We start from the raw sequence: 12802 nt of genomic DNA, 5'->3' as shown, positions 1-12802 counted from the left end.
ATGACCACCGCCCTGCAGGACATCCGCCGCATCGTCCAACTTGCGGCGCCAGTGCTCGTCGGCCAGCTGGCGCTCGTCTCGTTCGGCGTCATCGACACGGTGATGGCGGGCCGCGTCTCGGCCGCCGACCTCGCCGCCGTCGGCCTCGCGAGCTCGATCTACGTCACGATCTACATCAGCCTGATGGGCGTGCTGCAGGCGCTCGCGCCGATTGCCGCGCAGCTGTATGGCGCGAACCGGCTGGCCGATATCGGCGTCGAGGTCCGGCAGGCCGCATGGCTAGGCCTCGCACTCGCGATTCCGGGCATGCTGCTGCTGATGTTCCCCGGCCCCCTGCTGCGCTTTGCACAGGCGCCACCCGAACTCATCGAAAAAGCCTCGCACTATCTGCATATCGTCGCGTGGGGTCTGCCAGCCGCGCTGGCCTTCCGCATCTATCAGGCACTGAACAACGCGTTGTCGCGGCCGATCATGGTGACGGCGTTGCAATTGCTGGGTCTTGCGCTCAAGGTCCCGCTCAACGCGTGGTTCATTCACGGCGGCCTGGGCGTGCCCGCGATGGGCGGTCCCGGTTGCGCGCTCGCCTCGAGCCTCATCAGCTATTGCTGGTTCGTCGTCGGCCTGCTGATTCTTCGCTGTGACCGCCGCTATGCGCCCCTCGGCATCTTCACCACGTGCGAAGGCCCGCGATGGGATCGCATTCGCGGACTGTTGCGGCTTGGCGTGCCAATGGGGCTCACCTACCTGATCGAGATCACCTCCTTCACGCTGATGGCGGTCTTTATCACGCGGATGGGGCTTGTCACGCTGGCTGGTCACCAGATCATCGCGAACCTGGGCGCGGTGGCCTACATGCTGCCGCTCTCGCTGGGCATCGCCACCTCGACGCTGGCCGCCCAGTCGATCGGCGCGCACGACCGCGCGGCCGCGCGGCGCATTGCGTGGCGCGGCATTCGGCTCGCCGCGGTGCTGGCGATGATCATGGGCACGATCCTGTGGTTCGCGCGCGAGCCGCTGCTGACGCTCTATACGAAGGATCCGGCCGTCGTGGCCAAGGCGCTGCCGCTGATGGCCTTCATCGCCTGCTACCAGGCCTTCGACGCCGTACAGGTCATGAGCGCCTTCATCCTGCGCGCGTACAAGATCGCGCTGATCCCGACGCTGATCTATGCCACGTCCCTGTGGGGCATTGGCCTGGGCGGCGGTTACCTGCTCGGCTTCGGCCTCATTCCCGGCGCGCCGGCATTTACGCACGGTGCCAGCGGCTTTTGGCTGGCCAATAGCGTCAGCCTCGGTATTGCGGGCGCCCTGCTTGTCCGGTATTTCATGCAGGTCAGCCGGGACGATCGGTGATTATCGTTGCGGCACAGCGGGTCGATTATCCCAGGACGCTGGCGGCCGCATTTCGGTAGCGTGCCGGGGATTATCTTTTGGGATATGAAAAATGCGAAGCGCAAAAGAAAAACCCGCTTGGTATTATCCAAGCGGGCTTAGTTTTGGCGGAGTGGACGGGACTCGAACCCGCGACCCCCGGCGTGACAGGCCGGTATTCTAACCGACTGAACTACCACTCCTTAGTCGGCGGCGTCTCAAGCTGTTGCTTGAGACGCCTTGCTGAACGTTTGGTTACGTTCTGCTATTTGGCGTCCCCTAGGGGATTCGAACCCCTGTACTCACCGTGAAAGGGTGATGTCCTAGGCCTCTAGACGAAGGGGACAGAAACTTGTTTCTCAACGTTTTCTGTCTGACGCTGCGAAGTCCGTTATTCTAACTAACTTTGCTGCGTTTGTGAAGTGTTTTTTTACTGCTTTTACTACCCACACTTCACTGAATCTTGGTGGAGCTAAGCGGGATCGAACCGCTGACCTCTTGCATGCCATGCAAGCGCTCTCCCAGCTGAGCTATAGCCCCATAATACTGCAAACTACCTTTACTGCAACTTCATGCAATTTCGCTTTGACTTCGTCGATTAACTCGTCGTTGTTTCCAGCGAAGACAAGATTATAAAGCAACCTTGTTTTTTTGCAACCCTTTTTTTTAACTTTCGATTTGTTTTCGGTATTACTACCGCCAACCCATCGATTATCAGTCAGCCCGCTTGTTTTTCAACCGCGCTGCAGGGAGAACGAGATTATGCTGAAGTCGCGGCCGGAGCGCAAGCCCCTGCCGCAACTTTTTTTATGCCTCAGAGACCGGCCTGAATCCGGCGCAACACGGTGTCGCGGCCGAACAGTTCCAGCACGGCGTCGATGGACGGCGTCTGCAGCTGCCCCGCTACGAGCAGGCGCACGGGCATCGCGAGCTTCGGCATCTTGAGGCCGAACTCGGCCAGCACCGCCTTGAACGTCGCGCCGATGGCCTCGCGCTTCCATTCCGGCAGCGCGGCCAGTTGCGTGGCCAGCGCCGCCAGCGCGGGACGAATCTCGTCGGTCAGGTGTTCGGCCTTGAGCGCCGCGTCCGGCTGCGGCTCGCCGCGGTAGAACAGCAGCGCCGTCTGCGCGACTTCCTTGAGCGTGTTGGCGCGGTCCTTCACGAGCGCGATGACCTCGGGCAGTGGGGCGCCCTGCACCGTGCCGCCGAGCGCTTCAATGAACGGCTGCGTGAGCGTGGCCAGGCGCGCGTTGTCGCCCACCTTGATGTAATGGTTGTTGAGCCAGGCCAGCTTCTCGGGGTTGTACTGCGCCGGCGACTTGCCCAGGTGCTCGAGGTCGAACCACTCGACGAACTGCTCGCGCGAGAAGATCTCCGCGTCGCCGTGCGCCCATCCCAGGCGCGCGAGGTAGTTCAGCACGGCCTCGGGGAGGTAGCCTTCGTCGCGGTAGCCGGTGACGGCCATCGCGCCATGGCGCTTGCTCATCTTCTCGCCCTGCTCGTTCAGCACGGTCGGCAGATGCGCGTACACGGGTGGCGTGCCGCCGAGCGCGTTGATAATGTTGATCTGGCGCGGGGTGTTGTTGACGTGGTCGTCGCCGCGGATCACGTGCGTGATCTGCATGTCGAGGTCATCGACCACGACGCAGAAGTTGTACGTCGGCGTGCCGTCCGGGCGCGCGATGACCAGGTCGTCGAGCTCGTCGTTCGAGATCTCGATGCGGCCCTTGACGCCGTCTTCCCACACGACGCTGCCGCCGATCGGATTCTTGAAGCGCACCACCGGCGTGACGCCGGCCGGCGGCTCGGGCAGAACCTTGCCCGGCTCCGGCCGCCAGAAGCCGTTGTAGCGCGGCTTTTCGCCCGCGGCACGCTGCGCCTCGCGCAGGGCGTCGAGTTCCTCGGTGCTCATATAGCACGGGTACGCCAGGCCGCTGTCGAGCATCTGCTTCACGACCTCGCGGTAACGATCCATGCGCTGCATCTGGTAAAACGGGCCTTCGTCGATATCGAGGTCGAGCCACGCCATGCTTTCCAGGATCACGTCCACGGCTTCCTGCGACGAACGCTCGACGTCGGTGTCCTCGATACGGAGGATGAAGTCGCCCTGCATGCGGCGGGCATAGGCCCACGGGTAGAGGGCCGAGCGGATGTTACCGAGGTGGATGAAGCCGGTCGGGCTCGGTGCGAAGCGGGTGCGGACGCGTTGTGTCATGGGCTGGGGAAAAACAAAAAAGCAAAAAAGCCCGCGCGCGGATGCGTGCAGGCTGGATGCGTTGGATGTCGCATTATAGCAATGCACCCGCGGAATCATTTATGCTGCATGCGGTCTCACCCCCCGGCCTCTCGCTGGCGAGCGGGCCAACGGATGCCACGCGCGTCACTTTCCGCTGAACGACACCTCCCACATGAAACGACGCCTTTTTCTCGGTGCCGCGCCTGCCGCGCTGTTGCTGGGTGCCTGTAGTTTTGGACCTAAACCGGCTACGGCGCCAGCGACCGCACCTGCCACGACGCCGGTAGTCGCCAACCCTGCCCCGCCGCGCCCGATCCGCATCGGCCTGGCGCTCGGCGGCGGCGCCGCGCGCGGCTTTGCCCATATCGGCGTGATCAAGGCGCTCGAGGCGCAAGGCATCCACCCGGACATCGTGACCGGCACCAGCGCGGGCTCCGTCGTCGCGGCGCTCTATGCGTCCGGCATGGATGGCTTTGCGCTGAACAAGGTCGCGCTGACCATGGATGAAGCCACGATCGCGGATTGGGCGCTGCCGTTCGGCACGCGCTTCGGCGGCTGGCTCAAGGGCGAAGCGCTGCAGAACTATGTGAACCGGCTCGTGAAGCAGAAGCCCATCGAGTCGATGAAGCTCCCGCTCGGCATCGTCGCCACGGATCTCCAGTCCGGCGAGCGGATTCTGTTCCGACGCGGCAATACCGGGCAGGCCGTGCGCGCCTCCAGCAGCGTGCCGGGCGTGTTCCAGCCGGTCTCCATCAGCGGCCACGATTATGTCGATGGCGGCCTTGTCGAACCCGTGCCGGTCGATGCCGCGCGCGAGATGGGCGCGGATTTCGTGATCGCGGTGAATATCTCCGCCGATCCCGCTTCCCAGAAGAACGGCGGCCAGAGCGGCGTGCTGCTGCAGACCACGGCGATCATGGGACAGTCGATCAACCGCATGGCGCTCGCGCGCGCGGATGTCGTGATCCGGCCCGATCTGCCCGATATGGCGGGCAGCGACTTTACGTCGCGCAACCGGGCGATTCTCGCCGGCGAGGTGGCGACGGCCGCCGCGTTGCCGGCGCTGCGGGACAAGCTGGCGTCATTGCGGAAGCAGCCGGTTGGCACCGTCGTCGCGCAATGAAGGCGTCAATGAAGGCGTTTTGGAAAATGACGCGGGTTGTCAGATAGATGACATGGGACGTCACCCCTCGTTGGTGGGGTGACAGGTCTTGTCAGGCGGCGCGATCAGGTTCCGCTGCGTGCGGGACAAAAAAAGGACTGCCGAGGCAGTCCTTTTTTATCGACCCAACGGCGAAGCATCAGCCACCGTAGAGCGAACGACCCTGTGCGGCCGGGTCGAAGCGCTTGAGCGTCTCGACCATGTTGCCAAGGCCTTCGCTGCCCGCGCCCTGCGCCGACTCGGCGATGCGACGGGCGCCGTTGTAGCGCGTCACCCAGTAGCTCGCGCGCATGTCGTCGACGCGGATCTTGCTGCCGGTGGACGGTGCGTGCACGAACTTGTTGTCGCCGATATAGATACCGACGTGCGAGAAGGTGTGGCGCATGGTGTTGAAGAACACCAGGTCACCCGGACGCAGGTCATTGACCGCGACCGTCGTGCCCACCTGGCTCATTTCCACGGAGCGGCGCGGGAGCATGAAGCCGAAGGTGTCGTTGAACACGTAGCGGACGAAGCCGCTGCAGTCGAGGCCGGATTCGGGGCTGTTACCGCCGAAGCGATAACGCACGCCGATCAGGCCCAGCGCGTTCATGACGAGGTCGCCAGCCTTGCTGGCCACCGAGCTGGTGGAGTTCATCACCGACGAGAGCAAGCCGCGCTTGCCTTCCGCATGCGATTCCGCGCTGAGTTCAGCACGGCTTTCCACGCGCGAATCGGGATCCTTGAACACCGTATCCGCCAGCACACCGTTCGACACCGTCGCACCGCAGGCAAAGGCAATTCCGATGGCAATCCTGGCCAGGGAATGAAGCACCGTTCGCTGCATTGGTTCTCCTGATGAGTCGGACATATCTGACCGGGATGTCAGACATCACCGGACAAGCTGAAAACATCAGGGCGGTTCGTACGCAAGAAGCAGGCCATCCGGCTTTGCCCCCGTGCAAGTACGTTCTGGTCACTTTCCGATCCCCAAGTTGTTACCAACTGGTTACCGATTGCACCATCGTCGTGCGTCGCGGCTCTGCGATTTGATGCTGATTTGATGCTTTGGCCACGTATGCAACGGACGAACCACCCCCGAAAATAGGTATCGCGGGATATTAAAGGCTTACCGCTTGATCTGTCAAAGATCGTTACAAATTTCGGCGAATCACTATGCGAATCAAGGAGCTAGCGTGAAAAACGCATCTTCTTTCTTGCTTTGCGCATAAAAAACGCGTGCTATAGCACGCGTTCTTCGGGTGTTGCTGCAATGCACGTCAGGCGCACATCATGTCGGAGCACCGAGCGCGGCCGCGGCCATCAGCTTGCGCGTATAGGGATGCTGCGGCGCGCCGAGTACCGCCTCGGTCTCCCCTGCCTCGACCACCTCGCCGTTCTTCATGACCAGCACCCGGTGCGCCATGGCGCGGATGACGGCGAGGTCATGGCTGATGAACAGATAGCTGAGGTTGTACTTGTGCTGCAGCTGCGACAGCAGCGCCAGGACCTGCTGCTGGATGGAGACGTCGAGCGCCGATGTCGGCTCGTCGAGCACGAGGACCTGCGGTTTCAGGATCAGCACCCGCGCGATGGCGATGCGCTGACGCTGGCCGCCCGAGAACTCGTGCGGATAGCGGCCGAGCGCCGTACGGTCCAGCCCGACTTCCCGCAGGGCCTCGATGACGCGCTCGCGCATGGCTTCCCGCGACAGGCCGGGCTGATGGAGCGCCAGGCCCTCGCCGACGATCTGTTCGATCGTCATGCGGGGCGCCAGCGACCCGAACGGGTCCTGGAAGACGACCTGCATGCGCGACCGCAGCGAACTGCGCTTCTTGCGCGTGCAGCTGTGGAGGTCGCTGCCGAGGAAGTCGATGGTGCCGGCCGACTTGTTCTGGAGCGCCAGCACGGTGTGGGCGAGCGTGGTCTTGCCGGAGCCGGATTCCCCGACGATGCCGATGGTCTCGCCCTCGCGCAGCGCGAAGCCGACGTCCTTGACCGCCGCGAACTGCTCCTTGCCGAACCAGCCCGCGATGCCCGGCTTCTTGCGCGCGTAGTTCACGGAAAGGTCGCGCACGTTCAGCAGGACGGGCGCCAGCGGCACCAGCGGCAGCACCTCGCGCCTCGGACGGCTGTCGATGAGCTTGCGCGTGTACGGGTGCTGCGGATTGGCAAAGACCTGCGCGGTCTCGCCCGTCTCCACGAGCACGCCCTTCTCCATCACGCCCACGCGCTGCGCGAAGGCGCGCACGAGGTTCAGGTCGTGCGTGATCAGCATGACCGCCATGCCGTACTCGGCCTGGAGGTCGCGCAGCAGGTCCATGATCTGCGCGCGGATGGTCACGTCGAGCGCCGTGGTGGGCTCGTCAGCCAGCAGCAGCTTGGGCCGGCAGGCGAGCGCCATCGCGATCATCGCGCGCTGGCGCTGGCCGCCCGACAACTGGTGCGGAAAACTGTTGAAGCGGTTGGCCGCGTCGCTGATGCCCGTGCGCTCGAGCAGCGCGATCGCGCGGTCGCGCGCGGCACGGCGGTCGAGGTCTTCGTGCAGCGCCAGCGTTTCCACGATCTGGTTGCCGATCGTGTAGAGCGGGTTCAGCGCGGTCATCGGCTCCTGGAAGATCATCGCGATCTCGGAGCCGCGGATGCCACGCATCTCGCGGTCGGAGACGTCGAGCAGGTCGCGGCCCTCGAAGCGGATGGCGCCCTCGTAATGGGCGTCCTCGACGAGGCGCAGCATGGCCAGCGCGGTCACGGTCTTGCCCGAGCCGGACTCGCCGACGAGCGCATAGCGCTCCCCCGCGCGCAGATCGAAGCTCACATCGCGCACGGCGCGCGTGGCGCCGTCGCCGTGGCCGAACGTCACCGACAGGTTCTCCACGCACATGAGCGTGGAGCCCGGCGCCGGCGCGGCCACGGCTTCCAGCGCGCTGCCCGGCGGCGTGAAGGAGGCGGCAAGACTCATGACACCACCTCCGGGGCCGGCGCGGCGGCGGCCGGCACCTTGGGGCGCACGCGGCCGCGCAGCTGGGCGAGGCCCATGCGCGTATCGAACGCATCGCGCAGCGCGTCGCCCATGAACGTCAGCAGCAGCAGCGTGACGACGAGCACCGCGAACGTGGACACCGAGATCCACCACGCATCGAGGTTGGCCTTGCCCTGCGCGAGCAGTTCGCCGAGGCTAGGTGTGGTCGGCGGGACGCCGAGACCGAGGAAGTCGAGACTCGTCAGGGCGAGAATCGCCGCGCTCATGCGGAATGGCAGGAACGTGATGACCGGGGTCAGCGAGTTCGGCAGGATATGGCGCCACATGATCTGCGCGTTGGACAGTCCCAGCGCGCGCGCGGCCTTGACGTAGTCCAGCGAGCGGTTGCGATAGAACTCGGCGCGCACGTAGTCGGACAAACCCATCCAGCCGAACAGCGACAGCAGGATGATGAGCAGGCTCAGGCTCGGCTCGAAGATCGACGCGAAGATGATGAGCAGGTAGAGCTCCGGCATGGAGCTCCAGACCTCGATGGCCCGCTGGGACATCAGGTCGAACCGGCCGCCGAAGAAGCCCATCAGCGCGCCCGTGAGCGTGCCGATCAGCACGCCGAGGACGGTCAGCGCCATGCCGAACAGCACCGAGACGCGGAAACCGTATAACAGCCGCGCGAGCACGTCGCGCCCGCGATCGTCGGTGCCGAGCCAGTTGTCGGCAGACGGCGGTGCCGGGTTCGGCTCCTTGGCGAAATAGTTCAGCGTGTCGTACGAATAGCGGTTCGGGGGGAACACCGCGAAGTTGCCATGCGTGGTGATGCGCTCGCGGATGAACGGGTCGAGGTAGTCCGTGCGCGTCGGGAAGTCGCCGTCGAACGTGGTCTCCGGATAGACCTTGACGATCGGGAAGTACCACTCGCCCTTGTAGCGGACGACGAGCGGACGGTCGCTGGACAGCACTTCTGCCGCCATGCTGAAGACGAACAGCAGCACGAACAGGATCAGGCTCCAGTAGCCGAGCCGGTTATGGCGGAAGCGCTGCCAGGCGCGCTGGCGGGGAGACATCGAGTGTGGCACCGCGTGCGGCGCGTGGGCGGTCATCGTGGCATCCCTTCGAAATGGATGCGGGGATCGACGAGCACGTAGCAGACATCGGAGATGAGCCGCGTGATCAGGCCGATCAGCGTGAACAGGTACAGCGTGCCGAGCACGACCGGATAGTCGCGGCGCAGCACGGCCTCATAGGACAACAGGCCCAGGCCGTCGAGCGAGAACAGCGTCTCGATGAGCAGCGAACCCGTGAAGAACGCGCCGATGAACGCGGCGGGGAACCCCGTGACGAGCGGAATCAGCGCGTTGCGGAACACGTGCTTCCACAGCACGCGGCGCTCCGCCAGGCCCTTGGCGCGGGCGGTCAGCACGTACTGCTTGCGGATTTCCTCGAGGAACGCGTTCTTGGTCAGCATCGTGACCACCGCGAAGCTGCCGACGACGGACGCCGTGATCGGCAGCACGAGGTGCCACAGGTAGTCCATGATCTTGCCCATCAGCGACAGCTGGTCCCAGTTGTCGGAGGTCAGGCCGCGCAGCGGAAACCACTGCACGAAGGTGCCGCCGCCGAACAGCACCAGCAGCAGCACCCCGAGCACGAAGCCCGGAATGGCGTAGCCGACGAGCACCACCATGCTGCTGATGACGTCGAAGCGGCTGCCCGCGCGGATCGCCTTGGAGATGCCGAGCGGCACCGAGATCAGGTAACTGAGGAAGAAGGTCCAGAGCCCGAGGCTGATCGAGACCGGCAGCTTGGACTTGACGAGTTCCCACACGCTGCGGTGCTGGAAGTAGCTCTGGCCGAGGTCGAAGCTCGCAAAGCGCTTGAGCATGAGGAAGTAGCGCTCGAGGGGCGGCTTGTCGAAGCCGTACAGCGCCTGGATCTCCTTGATCTTCTCGGGATCCACACCGCGGCGGCCGCGATATTCGGCGCCGCCACCGCTGGCCTCACCGGCGCCGCCGCGCCCTTTCATTTCCATCATCATCTGCTCGACGGGACCGCCGGGCACGAACTGGATCACGATGAACGTGAGCGTGATGACCCCGATCAGCGTCGGAATCATCAGCAGAATGCGTTTGAGAAGGTAGGCGATCATGGCCGTCGTCGGATTGCGCTCGATTGCGCGGTGCGCTCAATTCACTGTTACTGCGTGGCCTGCTGCAGATCGTTGCGCCACCAGTTGCCCAGCACCCAGCCCTCGGCCGTGTAGTAGTACGGCAGGCGTTTCGGGTACGACAGGCTCTTGCGGTACGCCACCCGGTGCGACGCACTGTACCAGTTTGGCACGATGTAGTAACCGTGCATGAGCACACGATCGAGCGCGCGGCCCGCGGTGATCAGTTCCCCGCGCGACTCCGCGTGCAGCACGGCGTCCACGAGCTTGTCCACGGCGGGCGACTTCAGGCCGAACAGATTGTCGGAACCGGGCGTGGTCGCGGCTTCGGTCGAAAAGCGGTCGCGCAGTTCGTTGCCCGGGCTCTGGGAGTCCGGGAAGCGGATCGAGACCATGTCGAAGTCGAAGTCCTCGAGCCGCTTCTGGTACAGCGCGAAGTCCGTGGTGCGCTGGTGCACCTCGATGCCGAGCGTCTGCAGGTTACGCACATACGTCGTGATGACGCGGCTCATCGCGCCGCCGTCGTCCAGAAACTCGAAGACCAGCGCTTCGCCCTTGGCGTTGCGCAGCGCACCATCGGCGTACGTCCACCCCGCCGCGGCGAGCAGACGGCGCGCCTCGCGCAGGTTGTCCCGAAGGGATCGCGGCGGATTGGTGGTCGGCTGGACGACGTCCGGGCCGAAGACCTCGGGAGGCAGTTCGGCGCGCAGCGGCTCCAGCAGCTTGAGCTCGCCCGGGCCGGGGCGGCCGTCGTAGGTCGCGCTGGCCGCCAGTTCACTGTTGGAGAACCAGCTGTCGAGCCGCTTGTATGCGCCGTAGAACAACTGGCGGTTCAGGTACTCGAAGTCCATCGCCAGAATCAGCGCCTTGCGCACGTTCACGTCCTGGAACACGGGCTTGCGCATGTTCATGACAAAGCCCTGCATGCCGGCGCCGTTGCGGTGCGGAAATTCGGTCTTGATCAGGTCCTTGTCGCGGAAGCGCGGGCCGTCGTAGCTCTTGGCCCAGTTCTTCGCGCGGTATTCGACGATGGCGTCGAATTCCCCGGCCTTGAATGCCTCCAGCCGCGCGGTCTCGTCCTTGTACAGGCGGTACACCACGCGCGAGAAGTTGAACGTGCCGCGGCGGACGGCGAGATTCTTGCCCCAGTAGGAGGGATTGCGCTTGAACGTGATCCCGCGGCCGGCGTCGTAGCGCTCGATCAGGTATGGACCGCTCGCGATGGGCTCCTCGAATGTCAGCTTTTCGAAAGGAACCTTGGCCGTCCACTTCTTGGAGAACACGGGCAGCGAGCCCACGATCAGGGGCAGTTCGCCGTTGCGCTGCTTGAAGTCGAAGCGGATGGTCCGCTCGCCCGTGACGACGACGGCCTTCACGTCCATGCACATGCTGCGGTAGCCTGGGCTGGCCCACTTGCCCATCAGCATGTCATAAGAATATTTGACATCCGATGCCAGAACCGGATCGCCATTGGCGAAGCGCGCTTCCGGACGGATACGGAACGTCACGGACATTTCGTCCGGGGCCACCGCGACGTCCTCGGCCAGCAGGCCATACGCGCTGGCGGTTTCATCGGCGCTGCTGATCAGCAGCGACTCGAACATCAGCGTGTTGAGACCCGGCGCGGACGTGCCCTTGAGCGTGAACGGATTGAACTTGTCGAAACTCGTGCGGCGGTCCGGATTGGCCAGCGTCAGCGTGCCGCCTTGCGGCGCATCGGGATTGACGTAGTCGAACTGCTTGAAATCGGCCGGATACTTGAGATCGCCGTGCAGCGCAAAGCCATGCGCCGCGTAGCCCGATAGGGGAAAACCCGAAGTCAGCACGAGCGCGAGTGCCAACCCCCACTGCAGTACCGCGCCACGACGGGAATACTGCCTTGCCGCCTGAAGCGGCCAACGTGCGCGAATCAGCATCCCGATGCAGACCTCCAAGAGTACCTCGACATATCCAGACGACCCGGCGGCCAGAGGCCAGGCAAAGATGTGCGACAATTTTACATGGGTCCGGATAGCTACCAGCCATCCGGACATTCCCTTTGGCATGCCCGTGCACGAAGCATGCCCGCAAGACATTACACCTTGGAGAACTTAATGGGATTTCTGGCAGGTAAGCGGATCCTGATCACTGGCTTGCTGTCCAACCGCTCGATCGCCTACGGCATCGCGTCGGCCTGCAAGCGCGAAGGCGCCGAGCTGGCCTTCACCTACGTCGGCGAACGTTTCAAGGACCGCATCAGCGACTTCGCCAAGGAATTCGGCTCCGACATGATCTATGAGTGCGACGTGGGCAGCGACGAGCAGATCGCCGCCACGTTCGCCGCTTTGGGGCAGCGTTGGGAAAAATTCGACGGTCTGGTGCATTCGATCGGCTTTGCACCGCGCGAAGCGATCGCCGGCGACTTCCTCGAAGGCCTGTCGCGTGAAGGCTTCCGGATCGCGCACGACATCTCGGCTTACAGTTTCCCTGCACTGGCGAAAGCCGCCCTGCCGCTGCTGTCGGACAAGGCTTCGCTGCTCACGCTGACGTACCTCGGCGCCGAGCGCGTCGTGCAGAACTACAACACAATGGGCCTCGCCAAGGCATCGCTCGAGGCGAGCGTGCGCTATGTGGCGTCGTCGGTGGGCCCGCGCGGCATTCGCGCGAACGGCATCTCGGCCGGCCCGATCAAGACGCTCGCCGCGTCGGGAATCAAGGGCTTCGGCAAGCTGCTGGGCCACTTCGAGAACGTGGCGCCGATGCGCCGGAACGTCACGATCGAGGAGGTCGGCAATGTGGCGGCCTTCCTGCTGTCGGATCTGTCGAGCGGCGTGACCGGCGAGATCACGTACGTGGATGGCGGCTTCAACATCGTCGGCGCGACCGTCGGCGAAGAGTAAGCGTATCAGTCAGGTAAGCGTATAAGTCAGC

Annotated in this window: 9 protein-coding genes and 3 tRNA genes; 3 read left to right on the top strand and 9 right to left on the bottom strand. The window is 64.2% G+C overall.

What is annotated here, in order from left to right; translation table 11 throughout:
- A complete protein-coding gene (locus KHP16_RS26265) occupies positions 1-1353 on the top strand; it encodes an MATE family efflux transporter (RefSeq protein WP_109580694.1) in 1353 nt (450 codons plus the stop codon).
- A gap of 144 nt (positions 1354-1497) precedes the next feature.
- Here KHP16_RS26265 and KHP16_RS26260 read toward each other — a convergent pair.
- The 4 genes from KHP16_RS26260 to gltX all read right to left on the bottom strand — a co-directional run bounded on the left by KHP16_RS26260 (position 1498) and on the right by gltX (position 3586).
- Positions 1498-1574: transfer RNA gene (locus KHP16_RS26260), tRNA-Asp, on the bottom strand.
- A 67-nt stretch (positions 1575-1641) separates the two neighbouring features.
- A tRNA-Glu gene (locus KHP16_RS26255) sits at positions 1642-1717 on the bottom strand.
- A gap of 118 nt (positions 1718-1835) precedes the next feature.
- A tRNA-Ala gene (locus KHP16_RS26250) sits at positions 1836-1911 on the bottom strand.
- Between the two features lie 274 nt (positions 1912-2185).
- Positions 2186-3586, bottom strand: coding sequence for a glutamate--tRNA ligase (gene gltX / locus KHP16_RS26245; protein WP_121491293.1), 1401 nt, complete (start codon positions 3584-3586; stop codon positions 2186-2188).
- 193 nt (positions 3587-3779) lie between these two features.
- Here gltX and KHP16_RS26240 point away from each other — a divergent pair, with 193 nt between their 5' ends.
- Complete coding sequence (locus KHP16_RS26240; protein WP_211961444.1) at positions 3780-4730, top strand: patatin-like phospholipase family protein; 951 nt, start codon at positions 3780-3782, stop codon at positions 4728-4730.
- 178 nt (positions 4731-4908) lie between these two features.
- On the opposite strand, the gene KHP16_RS26235 is transcribed toward KHP16_RS26240, so the two are convergent.
- From KHP16_RS26235 to KHP16_RS26215, 5 genes are all read right to left on the bottom strand, one after another.
- Positions 4909-5595, bottom strand: a complete 687-nt coding sequence (locus tag KHP16_RS26235) for a C40 family peptidase (protein ID WP_211961443.1) — start codon at positions 5593-5595, stop codon at positions 4909-4911.
- A gap of 444 nt (positions 5596-6039) precedes the next feature.
- Positions 6040-7710 (bottom strand): ABC transporter ATP-binding protein, encoded by a 1671-nt coding sequence (locus KHP16_RS26230; protein WP_109580692.1) that lies wholly within the window; start codon positions 7708-7710, stop codon positions 6040-6042.
- A complete protein-coding gene (locus tag KHP16_RS26225) occupies positions 7707-8828 on the bottom strand; it encodes an ABC transporter permease (protein WP_109580691.1) in 1122 nt (373 codons plus the stop codon). The genes KHP16_RS26230 and KHP16_RS26225 overlap by 4 nt, the downstream gene beginning before the upstream one ends.
- On the bottom strand, positions 8825-9874 hold the full coding sequence (locus tag KHP16_RS26220) for a microcin C ABC transporter permease YejB (RefSeq protein ID WP_109580690.1): 1050 nt from the start codon (positions 9872-9874) through the stop codon (positions 8825-8827). Before KHP16_RS26220 ends, KHP16_RS26225 begins: the two co-directional genes overlap by 4 nt.
- A gap of 47 nt (positions 9875-9921) precedes the next feature.
- Positions 9922-11808, bottom strand: coding sequence for an extracellular solute-binding protein (locus tag KHP16_RS26215; RefSeq protein ID WP_115952510.1), 1887 nt, complete (start codon positions 11806-11808; stop codon positions 9922-9924).
- 177 nt (positions 11809-11985) lie between these two features.
- On the opposite strand from KHP16_RS26215, the gene fabI reads away from it, so the two are divergent.
- Positions 11986-12771, top strand: a complete 786-nt coding sequence (fabI, locus tag KHP16_RS26210; protein WP_109580688.1) for an enoyl-ACP reductase FabI — start codon at positions 11986-11988, stop codon at positions 12769-12771.
- Positions 12772-12802 lie beyond the last annotated feature (31 nt).

Source organism: Cupriavidus plantarum (genome assembly GCF_905397285.1).
GTDB classification, from domain to species: Bacteria; Pseudomonadota; Gammaproteobacteria; order Burkholderiales; family Burkholderiaceae; genus Cupriavidus; species Cupriavidus plantarum.
The sequence above is the reverse complement of the archived record's forward strand: the minus strand, read 5'-3'. Positions and strand labels throughout refer to the sequence as shown.